Here is a 21,988-nt window from a genome sequence, read left to right on the forward strand (position 1 = left end):
TATGCGCTCACCGCTCCGGGGCTCTGAACCGCCAGCTATGCGACCTACTTCTGGAAAACGAAATCCCGATAGCCGTGCTCGGCGGCCAGCCGGCACGCTTCCGTGTAGCGCTGGAAGCCACCGGTATACATGCTCAGCCCGCGCGGCTTGCCGCTGATATTGCCGCCGACGTACCAGGTGTTGGCCTTAGAAACGAGCGTCAGCCCGGCCAGACCGTAGACGGTCTCCATCCACGCCTGCTCGGCCCCTTCAGTCGGCTCTATGGTGGCCAGACCCTTCTCGCGCATGTGGGTGATCGCGTCGGCAATCCAGTCAATGTTCTGCTGGTCCAGAGTGATGATGTTGGCCAGCGCCGCCGGACCATTGGGCCCGCAGACCAGAAACAGGTTCGGGAATGACGCGATCATCAGACCCAGGTGCGACGTGGCGCCGTCGCGCCACTTGTCGCGCAGCTGCATGCCGCCCCGGCCCACCACGTCGAAGTTGAGGAGCGCGCCAGTCAGACCGTCATAGCCGGTGGCGAAGATCAGCGTGTCCAGCTCCACCTCGCCGGTAGCCGTGAGCAGGCCGGCCGGAGTGATCCTGATGATCGGGCTTTCCAGGCAGTCGTGCAGGGTCACGTGCGGCAGGTTGAAGGTCTCGTAGTAGTGGGTGTCGAGACACGGACGGCGCGCGAAGATCGGGTAGCCGCGCGGCTTCAGCTTCTCGGCGGTCACAGGATCGGCGACGACCTCACTGATCTTTCCACGGACGAACTCGGCGACCTGTTCGTTGGCCTCGGCGTTGACCAGAAGGTCCGAGAACGTGCCCAGGAAGGACAGGCCGCCCCGCGCCCAGGAATCCTCCATGAGCGCTCGGCGCTGCTCGGAGGTGACGCTGAAGAACGGCCGGGTTGATTGCGGACGAACGCCGCCGAGCGGGCTGTTGCGGGCGACCTGGCGGATACCCGCATAGTTGCGCTTGAGTTCGGCGACGTACTCCGGCTCCAGAGCCACGTTGCGCATCGGTAGGGTGAAGCTGGGGGTGCGCTGGAAAACCGTCAGCGTTCCGGCGGTCCGGGCGACCTCCGGCACGATCTGAATGCCTGTCGAGCCGGTTCCGACCAGGCCGACACGCTTGCCTTCGAAGCTGACAGGCGTATGCGGCCACTTGGCCGCAAGCAGGATTTCGCCCTTGAAGTCCTCGGCGCCCTCGAACGGAACGCCTTTGGGGATCGACAGCGGGCCGGACGCCATCACGCAGTACGTCGCCTCGAAGACGCGGCCAGCATCAGTGGTGACGCGCCAGACATTGGCCACCTCGTCATAGGCCGCGCCCGTAACCCAGGTCTCGAACAGGAAATGGCGACGAAGGTCCAGGCGATCGGCGACGAAGTTGGCATAGGCCAGGATTTCGGTCTGGGCGGCGAACTGTTCGCTCCAGGTCCATTCCTGCTCGATTTCCGAAGAGAAAGAGTAGCAGTAGTCAAGGCTCATCAGGTCGCAGCGCGCGCCGGGATAGCGGTTCCAATACCAGACGCCGCCGACGTCACCGCCGGCCTCGACGCCCCTGACGTTCAGGCCCATGCCGCTCAGCTTGTGAACGGCGTACATGCCGCCAAAGCCGGCACCGATCACGAGAGCGTCGATGCGGGTCGGCTCTTGGCTTGAGGGCGGCTGCAGCGCGGTCATGGCGATCTCCCTGATAGATGTCCTCTTGTTGCGGCCCTGACCCAGGCCGTGCCAGTGGCGGGGTCCTTGGCGCGCGAACATCACGGATGTGTCTGTTGAGAGGCAGTGCTCGCACGCCTTGATCTGAATCCCGGACCTGACGCATCGCTTGGCGCGCCGATCTGTGACCACGGCCCAGAGGCCCCGCGCGGGGAGACACATGAACGACAAGACCACTGCGGCGACGCCCCTCAGCCAACCGCCTTCGCGCCTGATGCGCTTCGAAGCGCAGACCGGCTCTCCCCGCCAGATCCTGAAGGCCGACAGACGCCTTTGCGTCGGTCCGCCCGGCAATGTCTTCGTCTTCGGCGGCGTACTTTTCGGCTCGGCCCTGGCAGCGCTGGAAGACCATCTCCAGCGCCCGGTGATCTGGTCGACGATCCAGTTCATCGGTCCCCTCCGCCCCGGCGAAGTTCTGGAATTGGCCGTCGAGGTTCCCGGTCCCGGTAGGACGATCTCGCAGGCGCGCGTCGTCGGGCGCGTGGGCGATCGGGAAATCTTCCTGGCCTCGGCGGCGCTGGGCGTGCGCGACGAGCCGTTGGACCATGCCTGGGATCGCGCTCCGGAGGTTCCCCCGCCCGAGGCCTGCGAGATGGCAAAGCTTTGGCCTCATGGCCAGGAGCCCGGCACGCTGCTGGAAACCCTGGAGATGCGCATCGCGCCCGGCGCGTTCGCGGAAGCCGAGCCGACCGGAAGGCTGGCTGACAGCGGGCGAGCGGTCTTCTGGATGCGGGCGCGCCAGGACCTTCCGATGGATATCAGCGTACTGGCCCTGTTCGCGGACTTCACGCCCTACGCCTTGAGCAAGGCGCTCGGCGGCGGCCTGGGTGGCGTCAGCCTGGACAACACACTGCGGGTGGTGCATCGCGTCGAGACCGACTGGATCCTCTGCGACGCCCGAATTCAGGGCATCCGCTCAGGCTTCGCCCACGGCGACATCCGCCTGTTCGCCCGGACCGGCGAGCTCATGGCGATCGGCGGCCAGTCGATGAACGCCTGGCCGCCTCGCCCGCGCTGACGGCTAGACGGTCTGATCCGCCAGGGCGAGCGCGGTTCGGTAGTCCGCCTTGCCGCTCTCGTGCCGAGGCACGGCGTCCACCAGAACGAAGCGCTTGGGGTGCTTGTAGGCCGACAGCGTCTGGGTCAAACCCGCCCTCACCCGCGCCTCGTCAAACAGGCCGTCCGGCTTGAGGATCGCCACGACGATCTTGCCCCATTTGTCGTCGGGTTGCCCGACGACCAGCACGTCGGCGACGCCCGGCTGAAGCTTCAGGGCCTCCTCAACCTCCTCGGGGAAGACCTTCTCGCCGCCGGTGTTGATCGACAGATTGCCCCGTCCGATCAGGGTGAACTGGTTGGGCGGCATCCAGCGCGCGAAATCTCCGGGCACGGCATAGCGCACGCCGTCGATCGTCCGGTAGGTGGCAGCGGTCTTCTCGGGATCGCCGAAATAGCCGTTGGCCATCGCCCCGCTGCGGGCGATGAAGCCCTCGGACGGACGGTCCTTCGGCATCACCGTCCCCGTGTCCGGATCGATGAGCACCGTCAGGGGCGCGGCGTCGAAGACGCCCGTCTCGGGGATCTTGCCGGCCCGGGCGACCGAATAGCCCAGCCCCGAGGCTTCCGACGCCCCCAGAATATCGACGAGCGCGATATTGGGCATGTGTCGCAACAGGCCCGCCTTGACCTCCTTTGACCAGGTCAGCCCCGCCGAACTGATCGCCCTCATGCTGGACAGGTCATAGACGCCCGGCGCGTCATCCAGCGCCTTGAGCATCGGCTTTGCGAAGACATCACCGACGATCGAGACCCGCGTGGCACGATGCGTCTCGACGTCGCGCCACAGCTGGGCGGCGTCGAACCTGTCGCCGGACAGGATGATCGCCGTCCCGCCGTTCAGCAGGTCGCCCATGGCCGAGTTGCTGCCCGATCCGTGCATCAGGGGACATGCCGGAATGATGCGGCTGTCAGTGACGCGCACAACCTCGACATGCTCGTCCATCGACTGCGGCGCGCGCGGGATCAGCGGCGACTCCAGCTGGACGCGGCGCGATTGATCGGTCGACCAATGGACGCCCTTCGGCTTGCCGGTCGTGCCGCCCGTATAGAGCAGATAGCCGTCGTCGCCCGAACGGGTGATGTCCAGCGGCTGACCATCGCCGGTTCGCGCCAGGGTCTCGTAGGACAGCGTGCCTTCGGGACCGACCTCGGATGACCGCTCGTTCTCGATGCGCACCCAGGCGCGAACATCCGGCAGGCGGGCCTGCAGCGGCTCCAGCATCGCGTCGAAGTCCGACTGGTAGAACAACGCCTCGGCGTTGCAGTCATTCAGCACGTAGGCGATCTCGTCGGCGGTGTAGCGATAGTTCAGATTGACGGTCAGCAGGCGGGCCTTCACGCCGGCCACGAGGAACTCGAGATAGGCGGGATGGTTGCGGCACAGGATGCCGATCCGCGCATCCGGTTCGAGGCCAAGATCGACCATGGCTTTTGCCAGGTTGTTGGTGCGGCGGTCGAACTCGCCCCATGTAACGACCACATCGCGCCAGATCAGGGCAGGACGATCGGCCGGGACGGCGCGCGCGACCGCGTCGAAGATGTCTCCATAGTTCCAGTGCACGGCAGCCTCCCGAGGTCTCTTCCCTCGAAGGTCTATGGGTCGTGGGGATCGCCGCCGCGTTAGCCCTCTCGCGCGGCCAACAAATCACGTGGGTGATGCGCGCGATCCCGGCGCGAACTTTGGTGCGCCCACCGGCAGGCCACGATTAGTCGTTGCGCAAACCTGACCGGGCCGCCCAAGCGCGATGCTGCGGCAGGCTCCATTCGCATCCGGAGGAATGCAGTGTCTGCTTCCACGCTCTTCGCACCGACGACCATTGCGGGCCTCGCGCTCCGAAATCGCGTGGTCATGTCCCCGATGACCCGCCGCTTCTCGCCCGCCGGCCTCCCGACCCAGGCTGTCGGCGACTACTACCGACGCCGCGCCGAAGCCGGCGTCGGCGTGATCATCACGGAAGGCGTAGCCATCGACCATCCGGCTGCCGTCGACCATCCGGACATCCCGCACTTCCACGGCGCTGCGCTTAAAGAATGGAAGACGATCGCCGCGTCGGTGAAGGCTGCGGGCGCGGCGTTCATCCCCCAGCTCTGGCACATGGGCGGCCATCGTTCGCTGACGGCGGGTCCGCCAAATCCCGACACCCCCTCGCTCTCGCCTTCGGGAATCTACGAGCCTGGAACCCGCTTCGGCGCACCGGCGACGGAGAACGAGATCGGCACCGCGATCGAGGCTTATGCCCAGGCCGCGCGCGACGCCGTGTCGATCGGGGCCAGCGGCGTCGAGATCCACGGTGCCCACGGCTATCTGATCGACCAGTTCCTTTGGGCGGCGACCAACCAGCGCGGCGATCACTATGGCGGCGGCATGACCGATCGGCTGCGCTTCGCCATTGAGGTTATCAAGGCCTGCCGGGTCGCGGTGGGGCCTGCCTTCCCGATCTTCTTCCGCTACTCCCAGTTCAAGCAGGTCGATTACAAGGCCCGCCTTTGCCACTCACCCGACGAGCTGGCGGCCTTCCTTCAGCCCCTGGCCGACGCGGGGGTCGATGTCTTCGACTGCTCCCAGCGCCGCTTCTGGGAGCCGGAGTTCGAGGGTTCGCCCCTCAATCTGGCCGGCTGGACCAAGGCGCTGACCGGCAAGGCGACCATGACCGTGGGCTCGGTCGGCCTGGACGGCGATGTCGTCGCCAGCTTGCGGGAAGGCGTCGATGTCATCGGCGCGTCCTCCCTCGACAGGCTCGACGGGATGCTGGAGCGCGGCGACTTCGATCTGGTCGGGGTGGGCCGCGCCCTGCTGGCCGACCCGCGATGGGCGGAAAAGGTCCGCGACGGCGAGACGAACGGACTGATCGGCTTCACGCGTGCAGCGCTCGAGACCCTCGCCTGATCCATCACCCATGTGATTAGCGCCGCCGCCGACGATCACATGCCCACCCTGCCAAGGGGCTGACGTTTGGTGCCATGAGGAGGACTTCATTCATGCCGCAACTGGCCATGGTCACCGGGGCCGCCCAGGGCATCGGGCGCGCCATCGTCGAGCGCCTTGGCGCTGACGGCTTCGACATTCTGGCGCTGGACGCGGACGAGACCCAGCTTGCGCGGTCCGCAAACGACTGGCGCGAGAGCGGACTGACTGTCCGGACCGCCGTCGCCGACTGCCGTGATCGCGGCGCGGTCACCAAGGCGCTAGACGGTGTCGAGACGCTGGCTGTCCTGGTCAATAACGCCGGGATCAGCGGGGCCCTTGACCCGATCGGTCAGGTGGATCGCGCCAGTTGCGAGCGCGTGATGAGCGTCAACCTCGTAGCGACGATCAAGGTCGCCCAGGAAGCCGTCCGCCTGATGCCGAACGGCGGCAGCATCATCAACATTGCCTCGCGAGGCTATCTCGGCGGGGCCGGCGCCGCCCACTATGTGGCGTCCAAGGCTGCCGTCGTGTCGCTGACCCGGGCGATGGCGATAGAGCTGCGCTGGCGCGGCGTCCGCGTGAACGCGGTCGCACCCGGCATGGTCGACACCCGGATGATCGACGGCTTCGGGGACATGCTGGGCGCGTTGAAAAGGCTTGAGCCGACCGGAGCTCCCGCCGATCCGGTCGAGATCGCCGCGATCGTCAGCGTCCTGGCCGGTCCCGACGCCAGCTTCGTCAATGGTCAGATCCTGATGGCCGATGGCGGGAAATCGCTGGGGATGCCGCCGCTATGATGGCCTCGAACTCTCCCATCCTGGTCATCGGGTGCGGGCCTGTCGCCGACGCGATCGCCGAACGCCTGAGCCGCGATACCCGGGGCGGTGTCGTGGCGCTGGCCCGACCGGACGCAGCGGCGGTTACGGCCCTTGGACATGGCCTGGCTGCTGCGGTCATCGTCGCGCCGGCGGGCCCGCCACCTTGCCTGTTCGTCGACATCACTGACGAACGACTTGATGCGCAGCTGGCCGATTTTCTGGATGTCTTCGAAGCCCTGGGTGCCCTGCTCGGCCGCCTGGACCCCGACGGCGCGATCGTACTGGTCGGTGACCGGGGCTATCTCGGTGCCTGGGGGGCCGCTGACGCCTGCGCCTTCTCGGGGGCCCATGTCGCGCTGATGAGGTGCGTGACCCTTGAGGGCTTTGCCGCGGGCCATCGCGCCAACTGCATCGCTCTGGATCTGGCCACAGACGCAACGCGTGCGCCTCCGGGCGAGATCGCGGATCTGGCCGCCTATCTGGTCGCGCCCGAGAGCCAGGCCATCAATGGCGAGATCATTCTGGCCAATCGCGGTCGGAGCCTTCGCATACGCGAGGCGAAGGATCGTCGCGCGGAGGCCTCCGCGACTCCCCCACGCAAAGGAGATCCGTCATGACGTTCACCGTCGAGATCATTGGCAAGGAACGCTGCCGGCTGGGCGAGTCGCCGCTGTGGGACGCCGAGGCGGGCCTGCTCTACTGGGTCGACAGCGTGGCGCCCGCCATCTGGCGCTATGACCCGTTCACGGGCGAGCAGTCGACAATTCCGGCGCCCAAGCCCATCGGCAGCGTGGTTCTGGGCCGCCCTGGCGAGCTGATCGCCGGCCTCGCGGACGGGGTCTATCGCGTCCAACTGGACACCGGCGTCTTCACGCCGATCGCCCTGCCCGACACGCTGGCACCGATCGAACGCTTCAACGACGGCAAGGCCGATCGCCAAGGCCGTTTCGTCACCGGAACGATGGCGATGCACAACGAGACGGGACGGATCGGCAAGCTCTATCGCTTCTCGGCCGGCGGCGCCTGGGAAGTGCTGCCCACCGAACCGATCGAGATCGCCAACAGCACCTGCTTTAGCCCCACCGGCGACACGCTCTATTTCGCCGACAGCCTGCGCCACATGGTTTGGGCGTTCAGCTATGACGCCGAGACCGGCGCGGTGGGCGAGAAGCGCGACTTCTTTGACACCACAGGCTTCAGCAGCGCCCCGGACGGAGCGACGGTCGACGCCGAGGGTTATATCTGGCTGGCCCTGGTGCAGGCCCAGAAACTGATCCGCATTTCGCCGGAGGGCCGCCTGGATCGGGTCGTCGAAAGCCCCGCCCCTTTCTGTTCGTGCCCGGCCTTCGGGGGCGAAGATCTCGACATCCTCTACGTGACCTCGATCTCCGACAGCGGCGGCCGGCTGAAGACCGACGTCGATGCTTCCGGTCGCCTGATGGCGTTCCACGGTCTTGGCGTGCGCGGCATCGCCGAGACCCGTTGTTTCCTCTGACCCGCGGTGAACCATGAATCTTGACCTGACCCCGGAGCAGTCCGCCTTCCGAGACGAGGTGCGCGCTTTCTTCGCCGAGAACGTCCCCGAGTCGTTCAAAAGCCGGGTTCGCGCCGGCATGCGCCTGGAGCCCGAGGAGTTCACGCGGTGGCAGAAGCTGCTGCATGCGCGCGGCTGGGGCGCGCCGTCCTGGCCGAAAGCGTATGGCGGCACGGGCTGGGATCCGACGCAGCTCTACATCTTCGAGACCGAGGCCTCGCGCGCCGACGCCCCCGTGCAGTTTCACCAGGGCTTGGAGCTGATCGGGCCGATCATCTTCACCTTCGGCAGCCCCGAACAGAAGGCCAGGTACCTGCCGGCCATCGTGTCTGGCGACGACTGGTGGTGCCAGGGCTATTCCGAGCCCAACTCCGGCTCTGATCTGGCGTCGCTGTCGACCCGCGCCGTGCGGGACGGCAATGAGTATGTGATCAACGGCCAGAAGGCCTGGACCAGCTACGCCCACGTGGCCAACCGGATGTTCCTGCTGGCCCGCACCGATCCGGACGCCCGCAAGCAAGCCGGCATTTCGCTGTTCCTGATCGATATCGACACGCCGGGCGTGACGATCCGCCCCGTGGTCACGATGGACGAGATCCACCACACCAACGAGGTCTTCCTCGACAATGTGCGTGTTCCGCCCTCGGCCCTGCTGGGCGAGGAAGGCATGGGCTGGAGCTACGGCAAGGTCCTGCTGGACCGCGAGCGCGGCGTCACGGCCGCAACCACCATGCGCCTGGCCCAACAGCTGCGCGGCGCCCGCAAGGTTGCAACTGAGACGGTCGTCGGCGGACGCAGCCTGCTCGACGATCCCCGCGTCGCTGATCGCCTGGCTCAGTTCGAACTGGAAGTGATGGCCCTGGAAGCCATGGTCATGCGGACCATGGCCGAGGCGACCTCCGGTCAGGACTCCGGCCCCCGGGCCTCGATGATCAAGATCCGCTGGTCCGAGCTGCTGCAGCAGATCACCGAATATTGGGTCGAGCTGCAGGGCTACGACGCCATGGCCTTTGCGCCGCTGGGCCCGTTCGAGGCGCCCGAGGCCTGGCCGGCCAAGGGGATGATCTATTCCCGGGTCACCAGCATTTACGGCGGCTCGAACGAAATTCAACGCAACATCATCGCCCGTCGGGCGCTCGGTCTCTGAGGTCCCCATGAACTTCGATCTCTATGAAGAGCAGCAGCTCCTGAAAGACAGCGCCTGGCGCTACGGCGCCGACAACGGCGACTTTCCCGCCTGGCGCGCCCGGGTCGAACGCGGCGAGGCCTACGACGCGGCCAGCTGGCGGCGCATCGCCGATCTGGGTTGGCTGGCCCTGAACGTCCCCGAGGAAGACGGCGGCCTGGGTGCGGGCCCGGTGGAAACCATGGTCGTGGCCGAGGCGATGGGCCGCTACCTGATGCTTGAGCCGTTTGTCTCGACCGGTGTCATCGCGCCGGCCCTGCTCGCCGCCGCCACCGAGGGTGTTCGCGCAGATCTCACCTCGGGACTGATCGAGGGCAAGGTGGTGATCAGCCTGGCCGACGCGGAACCTGGCGGCCGCTTCGATCTCAACCGCATCGCCACCCGCGCTGAAGCGGTTGACGGCGGCTTCCGGCTGACCGGCGAGAAAAGCCACGCCCTGGACGGCGGCTCGGCCGACTGGTTCATCGTTCCAGCCCGAACGGCCGGGGCAGACGACAGCGCGGAAGGTGTGAGCCTTTTCCTGGTCCCGGCCGACGCGACGGGCCTGACAGTCATGCGCAGCCGGGCCATGGACAACCGCCACAACGCCAGCCTGAAACTGGATGGCGTCCTGGTGACCGCCGAGACTCTGATCGGCGGCCTGGGCGAGGGCTTTCCGCTGCTGCGTGACGCCGTCGACCGGGGCGTGGTCGCGCGCCTGGCCGAAGCCGTCGGGGCCATGGACGCCGTCCGCGAGATGACCCTGGAATACCTCAAGACCCGCAAGCAGTTCGGCCAGACGCTCGGCGCGTTTCAGGCGCTGCAGCACCGCGCGGTCGACATGGCGATCGCCTGCGAGGAAGCCCGCTCAATGATGTATCTGGCGACCATCGCCCTGTCAGGAGCCTCCGCCGACCGCCGCAAGGTGATCTCGGCGGCCAAGGCCCGCGTCGGCCAGACCAGCCTCTATGTGGGACGCCAGGCGGTGCAACTGCACGGTGGCGTCGGCTTTACCGAGGAGTTGGCGGTGGCCCACTACCTCAAGCGGCTGATCATGATCGACATGGCGTTCGGCAATGCCGACCATCATCGAACCGAGCTGGCGACCAGCCTGAAGCCGGGCGCGATCGCCGCTTGAAGCCAAAGCGCGCCGGGCGAGGCCTGATCCGCCTCCCCCGGCGCGCGCCAGATCTGTGACTGTGAGAACCCTTGCCTGCGTCGGATGATGTCATCCGACGCCGCTTTTTTCAGGACAGGGCGGTGGCCAGACCGCCATCGACGGTGAGCATCTGGCCGGTAACGAAGTCGCTGTCGTCGCAGGCCAGATAGCGAACCGCCTTGGCGATGTCCTCGGTCGTGCCCAGCCGCCCCAGCGGGGTCTGACCGATCCGCATGGCGATGCGCTCTTCGGAGACCACCCGGCGCACACCCTCGGTGTCCACCGTCGACGGTGCCACAGCGTTGACGCGGATGTTGGAGCCGCCCAGCTCGGCAGCGGCCGCGCGGGTCATGCCGGCGACGGCGGCCTTCACGCCGCAGTAGGCGATGCCGTTGGGGATACCCAAAAGCGCGCTGACCGACGCGATGTTGATGATCGAGCCGCCGCCCGAAGCGGCCATCAGGGGGGCAGCTGCCTGCATGCCCCAGATCACGCCCGAGAAGCCCACGCCGACCATGCGGTCAAGGCTTTCCGGCCGGATGTCGGCCAGGGGCTCGTAGACATTCCACATGGCGTTGTTCACCAGGACGTCGAAGCGGCCGTGCTGTTCATGGATCGAGCCCAGGGTCGCGGTCAGCGCCTCGCGATCAGAGACATCGCAGCCCAGCCCCAGGGCCTGCCCGCCGGCGGCGAGGATCTCGTCGGCCGCCGCCTGGGCCCAGTGCGCCTTCAGATCCAGCAGGGCGACAAATGCCCCCTCGGCGGCGAGCATGGCTGCAGTCGCCCGGCCCAAGCCCCTCGAAGCGCCCGTCACCGCAGCGACCCGTCCCTTTAGGCGACAACCCATCGTTTCCTCCTGCAGCATTTTTCGACCGGCGAAGAGCCTGATCGGTCTTGAGCTTCATGATTAGCCCGCTCTTCCCCAACCGCCCGCGCTTGCGCCCTGCGAACCGAAAACATCACCGACGTGATGCGCGCAAAAAAAGACGGCGGTCCTTCGACCGCCGCCAGATGTCCGAGGATCCTTTCGGGGAGGATTAGAAGGTCTTCTGGAGCGACACGCCAATGATGCGAGGCTCGGTGAAGACCGTGTTGGCGACCTGGCCGAGCGCTTCGTCCATCAGGAACACGTCGGTGATCGAGCGCTTGTTGAGGAGGTTTTTCACATAGGCCTCCAGTTCCAGGCCGCGCTCATCGTTGACGACGCGGAACGAGAGGTTGGCATTCGCCCAGCCCTTGATCTGATCCACTGACGTGTTGAAGACCCGGGCATGGGACTTGCCCTGGCGGTAGTAGTCGCCACGCACGGTGCCTTCCCAGCCGTCCAGGACGTCGAAGGAGTACTGAGCACCGATGGAGCCGGTCCAATGCGGCGAGCCCGGCAGTTCATTGCCCTTGAGCTTTGCCGCCACGCCGTCGGTGGGCGTCACGCCGAAGGAACTCGCGAAGCTGCCCGAGCAAGCGCCCAGCAATGCCGCAGGGTTGCCCGAGACTCCGGCGACGGTCGCCGCGCCCGGCGCCTGCTGGATGACCGCCAGCAGGTTGGCCAAGGCGGCTGTCGGAACCACGCAGCCCGCCGCGCCCGAGGTCTTGACCAGGGTCAGGTTCGGATTGTTACCGGTGCGGTTCATCGGATCAATGGACTCTCCGGTCTTGATCTTGGTGTCGAGCAGACCCAGCGTTCCGTTCAGGCGGAAGCGCGTCACAGGCTGCCAGACGGCTTCCAGCTCAAGACCCTTGATCTCGGCGTCGATATTCTCGGTCACGGAAATCCGGTTCACGAACTTCGAGATCTGGTAGCCCTTGTAGTCGTAGAAGAAGGCTGACCCGTTCAGGACCAGTGCTCCGCCCAGCAGGGTGTTCTTGCTGCCCAGCTCGAAGGCGTTGACATATTCCGGCTCGTAGAACGGCTTGAGCGTTGCGACCTGGCCGATGTTGTTGGGGCCGCCTCCCTTGTAGCCGCGCGAGTAGAATCCGTAGATCAGGGAGTCGTCGGTAAAGCTGAGGGCGGGCTTCCAGTCGAAACCCGCGCGGCCGGTGAATTTCTTGAACTGAGCCGTCAGTTGCGGCGGCGTTCCAGGGGTCAGGCCGCTGCCGGGCGTCAGAAGTTTGACGGGGAAGTTGTCCAGCGTCTTCTTGTCATCGGTATAGCGCAGGCCGACCGTGAACTTCAGTTCTGGCGTGGCCTCGTAATAGACCTCGCCGAACAGGGCGTTCGAGTCCAGGTGGTAGGGCTGGAAGCTCAGATAGTTGCCATGGCCCTGGCCGGTCGGCACGCGGTTTGGATCGATATAGACGCAGGTCCCGCCCGGGGCGCAGGTCGCGCCGCCATTGGCCACGTTCGCCGCATAGGTGAAGGCGTTCGACATGATGTAGAACGACTGGACCACGTCATAGCGCAGGGCCAGGCCACCGAGGTTGAAGTTCAGCGGACCGTCAAAGCTGGACTGCAGACGCAGCTCCTGGCTCCACTGCCGCGAGGGCGTGGTGATCCGGTCCGACACCGACATCCGGTTGGAGCTGCCCAGCTGGGGATCGTTCACCAGGCCTCCGGGTGCCAGGGTGGTGTTGTTGAACACCGTCGAGGCCTGGAAGCGGTTCATCTCCTGGCGCGCGTCCAGTTCGCCGTCGTAGTAAGACGTCAGCGAGTTGAACTGCAGATTGTCATTGATGTCCCACGCGACGTTCAGCGTGAACACGTCTTCTTCGGCCCGGTAGTAGGGGTTCTTCGCCGAGTCGATGACGTCCAGGCCCTTGGGCTGGGTTCCGCCATAGACGTCGCCACTGGTCAGGCCGCGCGCGAACCCGATGATGCCGTAGAGGGTGGCCAGCGAGTTGGGCGTGCCATAGGCGGCGGCGTTGTAGACTGACGCGTCAGCGCAACCCGCGCTCAGGAACCCGCGAACCGTCGCGTTGGTGATCGCGGTATTGCCCACCGAGCTTGGACCATTGTCGCGGGTGCAGAGCCCCTTGCCCGTGCGCAGACGGGAGTCCTGCTCTTTGAAGTGCTGCCAGACGAAGTTGGCGTCGACAGTCGAGGTCGGGCGCCAGCGCAGGCTGGCCCTGAAGGAGTAGAGATCGCGGTCATCGACCTTGTCGCCGGTGCCCAGGTTGTCGACGAAGCCGCTGCGGTTGAGAGTCGCTCCGGCCAGGCGCAGGTCCAGCTTGTCGGCGACAAGCGGGACATTGAGCATCCCGCGCAGCTTGCGGCCGTCATAGTTGCTGGCCTCGGCCCGCAGCATGCCCTCGAACTCGCCGGTAGGCTTGGCGCTGAGGACGTTGACCACGCCGCCGGTGGCGTTGCGCCCGTAGAGGGTGCCTTGCGGACCGCGCAGGACTTCCACGCGCTCGACATCGAAGAACTCGGCTTCGAACAGGCGGTTGGAGGTCAGCGGCGCGCCATTGAAGTGGACGCCCGTCGAACTGTCGCCCGTCACGGCCGTCTGTTTGGTGCCGATACCGCGGATCTGGAAGTTGTACCCGCTGTAGAAGCTCTTGGCGAAGGTGACATTCGGAATCGCCAACTGCAGGTTCGGGCCGCCGTCGATCTTCTGACGACGGAGCATGTCGCTGGAGAAGGCCGAGACCGCGATCGGCACATCCTGCAGCCTCTCCTCTCGCCTTTGGGCGGTGACAACCAGCTCATCGATGACGACGCCATCTTGCGCCGGCGGGGACGCGGTCTGGGCCGCTGCGGGCAGCGCCAGGAAGAAGGAAAGGGCTGAAGCGCCGGCCATCAAGGCCGTACGCCGCAAGGTTTGCGAGATCACCATTTGTTTCCCCCAATAAGCTTCCGCGCGGCGCGGGCTCATCTGTGATTGTTGCGACGCGGCAGCGGCGTCGCCTTAGGGAGCCGTGACCAGCCCGATCCGGCCAGCCTGGGGACTCATGGGTTTCGAATATCGCAAACGAGATATTTGAATTGCGGACCAGCCAGTGTTGAGCATGGGCTTTGGGCGAGCGCTCGCAGCTTTCAGATCCCGGGCAGATCTCGCTCAGACCCGACACCTCGGTTCATGGCGAATTATATCACATATGTGCTGGAGAGCTGGACGGCTCGGGAAGGCGGAGGTCTAAAGGAGAGACGTGGCAGAGTTGGCCCATCGCGACCTGGAACCGTTCAATGCGCCGAGAACCGATCAAATCCGCTGCGCGCACCCTGGAGATTCTCGAGCTGTTCCAGGAGCAGCGTTCACCTCTGCGGCTGACCTACATATTCGAGAAGCTGGGCTATCCGCAGTCGAGCACCACCACCCTGCTCAAGAGCATGGTGGTTCTGGGCTATCTGAACTATGACCGCGCCTCCCGCACCTATTTTCCCACGCCGCGCGTGGCGGCCCTGGGCGACTGGGTCAACCATCACCTCTTCGGCTCCGGCGACCTTGACCACCTGGTCGGGAGCATCTTCGAGCAGACCAACGAGACGGTGGTGATCTCGTCCCAAAACGACATCTTCATCCAGCATTTGCGGATCGTGCAGCCCAGTCATCCCCACAAGATCGCGATGACCGAGGGCAGTATGAGAGTGCTTCCGCACTCCGCAGCGGGCCTTGTCCTGATGAGCCGGATGCCCAGCAAGGCCGTCGACAAGCTGAGCCGACACATCAACGCCTATCTCGGCGGAACGGGCGACCGGATCGACATCGGCCAGCTTCAGGAGCAATTGGCCTGGGTGCGTCGCGAAGGCTATAGCCTGTTGGCCGCTTTCCCCTTCCCCAATGCCGCCGCGATCGCCATGCCGTTGCCCGCCGCGCCGCATGGCGTTCAGCTGACCCTGGGGGTCGGCGGCCTCAACAGTCGCATCGCCCGAAACAAGAGCGAGATCGTGGCGATCATGAACGCAGGTGTGGCCGCATACGCCGAGAGCCTGAGGCAGTACTCAGCGCCCGAAACTTGAGCCGCGCGTAGAGCGCGTTCCGAAAAGTGGGAACCGGTTTTCGGAATGAAACGCGCGTGAAAACAAAGAACTAGAGCGGGTAATCTGTTTCCATCAGATCGAAACCCGCGCTAGACGCCCTCGACGGACGGGTCGAGGTGGTGACGATAGGTCTCGCGCAGCTTTGACTTCAGGAGCTTGCCCGTCGCGGTGTGCGGCAGAGCGTCGACGATCACCACATCATCGGGCACCTGCCACCGCGCCACGCGCGAGGCGAGGAACTTCAGGATGTCGTCCTTGTCGGGGACGGTCTCCGGAGCCGGCACCACGATCAGCAGCGGGCGTTCCTGCCACTTGGGATGCGGCACGCCGATAACCGCAGCTTCGCGGACGTCGGGGTGGGCGATGGCGACATTTTCCAGATCGACCGACGAGATCCACTCGCCCCCCGACTTGATGACATCCTTCGAACGGTCCGTCAGTTGCAGGTAGCCATTGGGGTGGATCTTGGCCACATCGCCAGTGGCGAACCAGCCGTCCTCGGTGATGGCCGGTGTTTCAGCCTTGAAGTAGCTTTTCACAACCCAGGGACCACGAACCTGCAGGTCGCCCACGACCTGACCGTCATGCGGCGCAACCACGCCGTCGGCATCGACGATCCTGAGCTCCACGCCATAAATGGCGCGGCCCTGCAGGGCCTGAACGTCATACCGCGCCTGACGATCGAGGAAGGTGTGCTCGGGCAGCGGCGTACCGATGGTCGCCAGCGGGCTGGTCTCGGTCATGCCCCAGGCGTGAATGACATAGACGCCCAGCATATAGTCGAAACGCTCGATAAGGCTGCGCGGCGCGGCCGAGCCGCCGACCAGGATCCGCTCCAGCGCCAGTCCCGCCAGGTCGAGATCCTCGCGATGGGCGGCGACATAGTCCAGGAAGCCCAACCAGACCGTCGGCACGCCCAGGCTGAAGGTGCAGCGTTCGGCCCGCATCAAGTTGAACAGACTTTCGCCGTCGACCGCTGCGCCGGGCAGCACCAGCTTGGCACCGCACATGGCCGCGCTGAACGGAATTCCCCAGGCGTTGACGTGAAACAGCGGCGTAACCAGCAGGATGCTGTCGCGGCGGGAGATCGCCATGCCGTCCGCGCCGGTCGCCACGAAAGCGTGCAGAACCAGCGAACGGTGGCTGTAGAGCACACCCTTGGGGTCGCCGGTGGTTCCCGAGGTGTAGCAAAGGATCGCGCCGGCGTTCTCGGCGACGACAGTCCAGGGCGCATCTTCGGGCTCGGACGCGACAAGGTCCTCATAAGCGATCAGATTGGGCAGGCGCAGGGGCGGCATGTCCTGCGCGCTGGACAGGCAGACATAGGCTTCGACCTGCGGTGCCTGGTCGACCAGGGTCTCGAGCAAGGCCCCGAAGGCCGGGTCGAAGAAGACGATGCGATTCTCGGCGTGTCGAAGGATAAAGGCGATCTGCTCGGGGAAGAGCCGGGGATTGACGGTGTTCAGGATTCCGCCCGCGCCCGTCGCGCCATAGTACAGCTCAAGGTGAAGCGCGCTGTTCAGCGCCAGGCTGGCGACACGATCGCCTTCGTTCAACCCTCGGCCCCGCAGGGCGGATGCCAGTTGGCGCGCCCGGACCGCAAGCCGCGCGTAGTTGCTTCGGGTGAAGCCTCCGGGCTCCCGCGAGACGATCTCGACCTCGCCATGAAAACGCGCTGCGTGATCAAGGAGCGAGGACAGCGTCAGGGGCGTATCCTGCATCAGGCCGAGCATGGCGTTTCCTGTGTCCGATGGTCTTTGCAGCCGACCTTAGGGACGGATGGCGCGTCGCCGGGGTGCGGCTCGATCCACAGGCGTCTTTTCACATACGCGATACTGGATGGAGCGATCGACGTGCGGCTTTAACCTTTTCGCGGGGCATGCTGTTGTTGCCCATGGCGGACGCTTTGGCGTGCGTCGGACCGGAAAAAACCGCTCAAAGCGGACTGCGACACGCAACCGGTTGGAGGAAATATGGGAACGGGAACAACCCGCCGGCCGACGCACGCGCCGACGACCGGCCAAGCCATTGGCTCTGGATTGACGCTCCGGCGCGGCGTGGCGCAGTTGAAGCTGGACTGTCCGCCGCCCTGCAGTTGGGACGCCGCGCACGCCCGCGCCTTCATCGAAAAGATCACCGCGTTCGGCGAGGACCCCGAGGTCTGCGCCATCGTTCTGCACGGGCGTCGCCTGTTCAACGACGTGCTCGCCGCCCAAACCGCGCCCGACGATGCCCGCTCGGCCGTCTATGCGGCGGTCTCGGGCTCGACCAAGCCGATCATCGCCGCCCTGTCGGGCCCCGTGACAGGCTCGGGGCTGGAACTGGCCCTGGCCTGCGGCGCGCGGGTCGCCTTGCCAAACGCAACCTTCTCGAATCTGGCGCGCAGCGAAGGCCACCTCCCCGCAGCCGAGACCCTGATCCGGCTGGCGCGATTGATCCAGGTCGAGCGCGCCGCCGATCTGGCGGTCTTCAATGCGGTCTGGGACAGCAAGGCGGCGATCGAGCATGGCCTGATCGATCTTGTCGCCGCCCGCGATCTTGTCCAGGTCGCCGAGAAGCTCGCCTTCAGCACCGCGAGCGAGCGCAGGATTGCGCTCACCGCCGAGCCGGAGGTCATCGCCGCCAAGATATATGGCCTGCGCGCCAAGGTGCGCCGTGAAGCTCCCCAGCAGACGGCGCCGATCACCCTGCTGCGCGCGCTGGAACTGGCCTGGCAAACGCCCGCGCGCCGCGCGCGCGCCGAGATCGATCGCCTTGACGAAACCTTCGCGGCCTCTCCCGAAGCCCGCGCCCTGACCTATGCAGAACACGGCCAGTCCGCCCTGACGCGCCGCCCCCTCCCCGCCGAACTGGCACACGAACTCGCCTGGCCTCTTTTGCGTGAGGCCATCCATCTGCTGGACGAGGGTGCCACGCCCGGCCAGATCGACCGCGAGCTTCAGAAGTTCGGCTTCCGGGTCGCGCCCTTCGTACGTTCGGACCGCGAGGGCCTGGAAACTGTGTTCCGGCGTCAGACCGGCCTGACCAACGGCGAGGACTGGATCACCTATTCGCCGACCCTGGACCTCATGATCGACGAAGGCCGGGTCGGTGGTCCTGATGCGCCGGGCTGGTATCGCCACGGCAGCGACGGCCGCTACACCTTTGAGCCGGAGGTCGAGAGACTGCTGAAAGCCTCGGCGACCTTCCAGCGTTGCGCCCGCGCGCCGATCAGCGACGAGCACGTGATCGATCGGTGCCTGACCGCTGCGATCAACGGAACCGCCCATACGCTTGAGGCGCATCCGGACCTTTCACCCAGCCTGGTCGATGCCATCTGGACCCAGCAGCTGGGCTTTCCGAAATGGCGCGGCGGCCCGCTCTATATGGCGAGGACCCAGGCCTGCGATCCGCTCGCCAGCCTCGAACGCTGGGCCAGGGTGCGCAGCACGGCGGGCGTCGCCGCTCCGCTGCTGCGCCGGATCATCGCCAACGCCTGAGGCGCCCCAACCGTCCTGAAAACACAAAAGCAGCGTCACCGTGTGACGCTGCTTTCTTGTTCATGCGAATAGCTTGTGCGCCGGCGCCCGGTCTCGACCGGGCGCCGATCTCCGTTAGCGGCCCTGGAACACCGGGGGGCGCTTTTCGATGAAGGCCTTGACCGCCTCTTTGGCGTCCTCGCTCCTCGACAGCTTCAGCGTGTTGCCCTGTTCGTAGCGATAGCCGTCACGAAGGCTCAGATTGTCGATGACATTGAGACTGTCCTTGGCTGCGGCGACGGCCATGGGGCTCTTGCTGGCGATTTCCCTGGCGATCGCGCGGGCGTACTCCAGGTACTCCTCATGCGGCAGCGCCGCCTCGATCAGGCCCCGACGATACATCTCCTCGGCCGGCACGCGCCAGCCTGTCAGCACCATGCGCCGCGCGAGGGAATGGGGAATGAAGCGCAGCGCGTGCTTTGCGCCCCCGGCCAGACCCACGTCGATCTCGGGAAGACCGAACACTGCCCGCTCAGAGGCCACGATGATGTCGCAGCTGGCCACAATGCCCAGGCCCGCGCCCAGCGCCGCGCCATTGACCGCCACGACGACAGGCTTGCTGCACTCAACCATCGACCAGCTCATTTCGCGCGCCATGCGCTGGCGGGCGAATGCGGTGCCGGCCGGGGCGTCCGGACCAGGGCGGTTTTTCAGGTCGGCACCCGCGCAGAAGGTCTTGCCCTCGCCGGTCAGCAGCACCGCGCGAACATCGGCGCTTTCGTTGAACGCGTCGAACGCTGACGTAAGCTCCAGCATCATGTCGACACTCGCCGAATTGACCGGCGGATTGGCCAGGGTCACCGTGGCCACGAAGTCTTCGACCTCAATCTTCAAGCACGACATCATTTGCTCCTTGCCCAGTCATCGGTCACGGACCGTCTCCCGGACTTGGTAGCCCCTCTCGACTCCGGATCTTAGTCCGGTCAGACACAGCGCATCACATCACATAGGCGATATTCGCCAGAGGTGCGGGCACCGGCATGGCGCTCGGGAGGGCGCTGTTAGGCTTTGCCAAATCCGTTACGACGGCCCCTGCATCACATCGAGCCCAGCATGAACTCCAAGACGCAGTCGCGAGTGGTCCTGGTCACCGGCGGTGCCGACGGGATCGGCTGGGCGGCCTGCCGGCGCTTTGCCCAGGCCGGCGACCGGGTGCTGATCGCCGACCGAAACGGCAGTCGCGCCCAGGAGCGCGCTGCGAGCCTGGGCGCGGAGCACCACGCCATCGCAATGGACGTCTCCTCGGAAGCCCAGATCCGCGAGGGCTTCGAGTGGGTGCGCCGCGAATTCGGGCGGCTCGACGTTCTGGTCAACAACGCCGGCGTGACCGACCCTCAGCCTACCGCGACCCTGGACCAGACGGCCGCAGAGGTCGCCTGGCTGCAATCGATCAATGTCACAGGCGCCTTCCTGGCCGCCCGCGAGGCGGGACGCCTCATGACCGCCCAGGGCCATGGCGCGATCATCAACCTGGCCTCCGGCGCGGCCCTTGTCGCCCTGGCCAGGCGCACCAGCTACAGCGCCAGCAAGGCGGCCGTGATCTCGCTGACCCGCACCCTGGCCTGCGAATGGGCGGCCCAGGGTGTTCGCGTCAACGCGGTGCTGCCGGGCTACACCCGCACCCAGATGGTGCAGGACCAGATCGACGCTGGCCTTCTGAACCCGTCAACTGTGCTCGCCCGCATTCCATTGGGTCGCATGGGCGAGCCCGAGGAGATGGCCGAGGGTGTCTTCTTTCTGGCCAGCGATGCGGCCAGCTATATCGTTGGGACAACGCTCGTCGTGGACGGTGCCTACACGGTCTATGGCGGCGCCGGCCCCGCTTCGGCGGCACCTGCGCCCCGTGTTCCGACACCGTCCCCTCGCATCAGTGCGATTACCGGCGGCGGACGTGGGATCGGCCGCTGTGTCGTGGAGCTGCTTCACGCCGCAGGGGATCGGCTGCTCGTGATCGAGCGCGACCCGGAAAGCGCCAAGGCGCTGGCCCAAGCGCTGGGCGAGGAGCATCTCGTCGTTCAGGCTGACATTACCGACATCCCTGCGGTCGAGGTGGCCTTCGCCCAGGCCACGGCCCGCTGGGGCCGCCTGGACGTACTGGTCAACAACGCCGGCGCCGCTGACGTGTTCAAGCCCACCCTGGATCAGACGGTCGAGGACTTCACCAGCGTCTATGACGTCAATTTCAGTGGGCCGCTGGCGACGGCCAAGGCGGCGGCGCGCGCGATGAGCCAGGGGGGTGTCATTGTCAATCTCGGCTCGATCGCAGGCCTGGGTGCCCTGCCCCGGCGCAACGCCTACTGCGCGGCCAAGGCGGCCGTGACGATGATGACCCGCAGCCTGGCGTGCGAATGGGCCTCTGCCGGCATCCGTGTGAACACGGTCGCACCCGGCTATATCGAAACCCCCGCCGTTCTGGCCCTCAAATCGGCCGGGCGAGCGCAGTTCGACGCCATCAAGCGCCGCGCGCCCATCGGTCGCCTTGGAGACCCCATGGAGGTCGCCCGGGCCATCGCGTTCCTGACCTCGCCCGCCGCCGGCTACATCACCGGAGCCACGCTCAGCGTCGATGGCGGCTGGACGGCTTTCGGCGACGCCGGCGACGCCAGTGACGCCAGCGACATCCTGTAACCCCAGTCCATTTCACGAGAGTTCGTCATGTCAGACCAACCCAATCTCCAGCAACTCTGGGACAGCGAGCAGATCCGCCAGTGCCTTTACCGCTATTGCCGGGGCATCGATCGCATGGATGAGGCGGCCCTGCGGTCCGTGGCCTGGCCGGAAGGCCCTGATCAGCACGGTGCCTTCAAAGGCACGGCGTCGGAGTTCGTCGACTGGGCGCTGAAGGTCCTGCCTCACATCGAGCGCGCGGTGCACCAGGTGCACAACGTCATGATCACCTTCGAAGATGCATCGGCCGCCGCAGTCGAGTCCGTGTTCACCGCCCTGCACCGGCAGCCCGATGACGACGGGTCGCTGGTCGCCCTGCACATGTGCGGCCGCTACCTTGACCGGTTCGAAAAGCGCGACGGCGACTGGCGCATCGCCGCCCGTCAGGTGGTGTTCGACTGGATCGAAAAGGCCACGCCGACACCCGGCGCGCATCCTGACCGGTTCGGGGCCCGCACGCCCGTAGGCGGCCGTTTCCCCGACGATCCCCTCTACACGTTCCTGAATCGAAACGGCTAGCCGGTGGCGGGCGC

The 21,988-nt window shown here is 66.1% G+C and carries 16 protein-coding genes and 1 pseudogene; 11 read left to right on the forward strand and 6 right to left on the reverse strand.

The annotated features are described in order from the left end of the window. Positions 1 to 44: 44 nt before the first annotated feature. Positions 45 to 1,670 (reverse strand): flavin-containing monooxygenase, encoded by a 1,626-nt coding sequence (locus ACW179_RS16710; protein ID WP_492060590.1) that lies wholly within the window; start codon positions 1,668 to 1,670, stop codon positions 45 to 47. A 199-nt stretch (positions 1,671 to 1,869) separates the two neighbouring features. On the opposite strand from ACW179_RS16710, the gene ACW179_RS16715 reads away from it, so the two are divergent. Beyond that, on the forward strand, positions 1,870 to 2,727 hold the full coding sequence (locus ACW179_RS16715; RefSeq protein WP_492060591.1) for an acyl-CoA thioesterase: 858 nt from the start codon (positions 1,870 to 1,872) through the stop codon (positions 2,725 to 2,727). Positions 2,728 to 2,730: 3 nt separating this feature from the next. On the opposite strand, the gene ACW179_RS16720 is transcribed toward ACW179_RS16715, so the two are convergent. Next, positions 2,731 to 4,329, reverse strand: coding sequence for an acyl-CoA synthetase (locus ACW179_RS16720; protein ID WP_492060592.1), 1,599 nt, complete (start codon positions 4,327 to 4,329; stop codon positions 2,731 to 2,733). 222 nt (positions 4,330 to 4,551) lie between these two features. Here ACW179_RS16720 and ACW179_RS16725 point away from each other — a divergent pair, with 222 nt between their 5' ends. From ACW179_RS16725 to ACW179_RS16750, 6 genes are all read left to right on the forward strand, one after another. Beyond that, a complete protein-coding gene (locus ACW179_RS16725; protein ID WP_492060593.1) occupies positions 4,552 to 5,655 on the forward strand; it encodes an NADH:flavin oxidoreductase in 1,104 nt (367 codons plus the stop codon). A gap of 74 nt (positions 5,656 to 5,729) precedes the next feature. Further along, positions 5,730 to 6,473: an SDR family NAD(P)-dependent oxidoreductase gene (locus tag ACW179_RS16730; RefSeq protein ID WP_492060594.1), complete on the forward strand. Its 744-nt coding sequence runs from the start codon at positions 5,730 to 5,732 to the stop codon at positions 6,471 to 6,473. Next, positions 6,470 to 7,111, forward strand: a complete 642-nt coding sequence (locus ACW179_RS16735) for an SDR family oxidoreductase (protein ID WP_492060595.1) — start codon at positions 6,470 to 6,472, stop codon at positions 7,109 to 7,111. The genes ACW179_RS16730 and ACW179_RS16735 overlap by 4 nt, the downstream gene beginning before the upstream one ends. Continuing rightward, positions 7,108 to 7,989, forward strand: a complete 882-nt coding sequence (locus ACW179_RS16740; RefSeq protein ID WP_492060596.1) for an SMP-30/gluconolactonase/LRE family protein — start codon at positions 7,108 to 7,110, stop codon at positions 7,987 to 7,989. The genes ACW179_RS16735 and ACW179_RS16740 overlap by 4 nt, the downstream gene beginning before the upstream one ends. A gap of 13 nt (positions 7,990 to 8,002) precedes the next feature. Then, positions 8,003 to 9,175, forward strand: coding sequence for an acyl-CoA dehydrogenase family protein (locus tag ACW179_RS16745; RefSeq protein WP_492060597.1), 1,173 nt, complete (start codon positions 8,003 to 8,005; stop codon positions 9,173 to 9,175). 7 nt (positions 9,176 to 9,182) lie between these two features. Further along, positions 9,183 to 10,331: an acyl-CoA dehydrogenase family protein gene (locus ACW179_RS16750; RefSeq protein WP_492060598.1), complete on the forward strand. Its 1,149-nt coding sequence runs from the start codon at positions 9,183 to 9,185 to the stop codon at positions 10,329 to 10,331. Between the two features lie 109 nt (positions 10,332 to 10,440). Here ACW179_RS16750 and ACW179_RS16755 read toward each other — a convergent pair whose 3' ends face one another. Both ACW179_RS16755 and ACW179_RS16760 read right to left on the reverse strand, forming a co-directional pair. Next, positions 10,441 to 11,217, reverse strand: coding sequence for an SDR family NAD(P)-dependent oxidoreductase (locus ACW179_RS16755; RefSeq protein ID WP_492060599.1), 777 nt, complete (start codon positions 11,215 to 11,217; stop codon positions 10,441 to 10,443). A gap of 172 nt (positions 11,218 to 11,389) precedes the next feature. Continuing rightward, positions 11,390 to 14,289, reverse strand: a pseudogene (locus ACW179_RS16760) (TonB-dependent receptor). Positions 14,290 to 14,475: 186 nt separating this feature from the next. Between ACW179_RS16760 and ACW179_RS16765 the strand changes: the two are divergent. Continuing rightward, positions 14,476 to 15,249 carry an IclR family transcriptional regulator gene (locus ACW179_RS16765; protein WP_492060600.1) on the forward strand — a complete coding sequence of 258 codons (774 nt, stop codon included), beginning with the start codon at positions 14,476 to 14,478 and terminating at the stop codon, positions 15,247 to 15,249. Positions 15,250 to 15,359: 110 nt separating this feature from the next. Here the strand turns inward: ACW179_RS16765 and ACW179_RS16770 are convergent, their stop codons facing one another. Continuing rightward, a complete protein-coding gene (locus ACW179_RS16770; RefSeq protein ID WP_492060601.1) occupies positions 15,360 to 17,003 on the reverse strand; it encodes a long-chain fatty acid--CoA ligase in 1,644 nt (547 codons plus the stop codon). A 240-nt stretch (positions 17,004 to 17,243) separates the two neighbouring features. Between ACW179_RS16770 and ACW179_RS16775 the strand changes: the two genes are divergently transcribed. Then, a complete protein-coding gene (locus ACW179_RS16775; protein ID WP_492060602.1) occupies positions 17,244 to 18,749 on the forward strand; it encodes an enoyl-CoA hydratase-related protein in 1,506 nt (501 codons plus the stop codon). A gap of 114 nt (positions 18,750 to 18,863) precedes the next feature. Here the strand turns inward: ACW179_RS16775 and ACW179_RS16780 are convergent, their stop codons facing one another. Further along, positions 18,864 to 19,634, reverse strand: coding sequence for an enoyl-CoA hydratase/isomerase family protein (locus ACW179_RS16780; RefSeq protein ID WP_492060603.1), 771 nt, complete (start codon positions 19,632 to 19,634; stop codon positions 18,864 to 18,866). Between the two features lie 207 nt (positions 19,635 to 19,841). Here ACW179_RS16780 and ACW179_RS16785 point away from each other — a divergent pair, with 207 nt between their 5' ends. Together ACW179_RS16785 and ACW179_RS16790 are read left to right on the forward strand one after the other, a co-directional pair. Further along, positions 19,842 to 21,416: a glucose 1-dehydrogenase gene (locus ACW179_RS16785; protein ID WP_492060604.1), complete on the forward strand. Its 1,575-nt coding sequence runs from the start codon at positions 19,842 to 19,844 to the stop codon at positions 21,414 to 21,416. 27 nt (positions 21,417 to 21,443) lie between these two features. Beyond that, positions 21,444 to 21,974, forward strand: coding sequence for a nuclear transport factor 2 family protein (locus ACW179_RS16790; protein WP_492060605.1), 531 nt, complete (start codon positions 21,444 to 21,446; stop codon positions 21,972 to 21,974). The last annotated feature ends 14 nt before the right edge of the window (positions 21,975 to 21,988 follow it).

This window comes from Caulobacter sp. AVps18 (assembly GCF_058681425.1).

Excerpts from the sequence above, each read along its gene's own strand:
- ACW179_RS16750 (WP_492060598.1), top strand. The coding sequence starts at position 9,183 with ATGAACTTCGATCTCTATGAAGAGCAGCAGCTCCTGAAAGACAGCGCC.
- ACW179_RS16775 (WP_492060602.1), top strand. The coding sequence starts at position 17,244 with ATGGGAACGGGAACAACCCGCCGGCCGACGCACGCGCCGACGACCGGC.
- ACW179_RS16710 (WP_492060590.1), bottom strand. The coding sequence starts at position 1,670 with ATGACCGCGCTGCAGCCGCCCTCAAGCCAAGAGCCGACCCGCATCGAC.
- ACW179_RS16740 (WP_492060596.1), top strand. The coding sequence starts at position 7,108 with ATGACGTTCACCGTCGAGATCATTGGCAAGGAACGCTGCCGGCTGGGC.
- ACW179_RS16735 (WP_492060595.1), top strand. The coding sequence starts at position 6,470 with ATGATGGCCTCGAACTCTCCCATCCTGGTCATCGGGTGCGGGCCTGTC.
- ACW179_RS16790 (WP_492060605.1), top strand. The coding sequence starts at position 21,444 with ATGTCAGACCAACCCAATCTCCAGCAACTCTGGGACAGCGAGCAGATC.
- ACW179_RS16715 (WP_492060591.1), top strand. The coding sequence starts at position 1,870 with ATGAACGACAAGACCACTGCGGCGACGCCCCTCAGCCAACCGCCTTCG.
- ACW179_RS16785 (WP_492060604.1), top strand. The coding sequence starts at position 19,842 with ATGAACTCCAAGACGCAGTCGCGAGTGGTCCTGGTCACCGGCGGTGCC.
- ACW179_RS16745 (WP_492060597.1), top strand. The coding sequence starts at position 8,003 with ATGAATCTTGACCTGACCCCGGAGCAGTCCGCCTTCCGAGACGAGGTG.
- ACW179_RS16780 (WP_492060603.1), bottom strand. The coding sequence starts at position 19,634 with ATGATGTCGTGCTTGAAGATTGAGGTCGAAGACTTCGTGGCCACGGTG.
- ACW179_RS16730 (WP_492060594.1), top strand. The coding sequence starts at position 5,730 with ATGAGGAGGACTTCATTCATGCCGCAACTGGCCATGGTCACCGGGGCC.
- ACW179_RS16755 (WP_492060599.1), bottom strand. The coding sequence starts at position 11,217 with ATGCTGCAGGAGGAAACGATGGGTTGTCGCCTAAAGGGACGGGTCGCT.
- ACW179_RS16765 (WP_492060600.1), top strand. The coding sequence starts at position 14,476 with ATGCGCCGAGAACCGATCAAATCCGCTGCGCGCACCCTGGAGATTCTC.
- ACW179_RS16770 (WP_492060601.1), bottom strand. The coding sequence starts at position 17,003 with ATGCTCGGCCTGATGCAGGATACGCCCCTGACGCTGTCCTCGCTCCTT.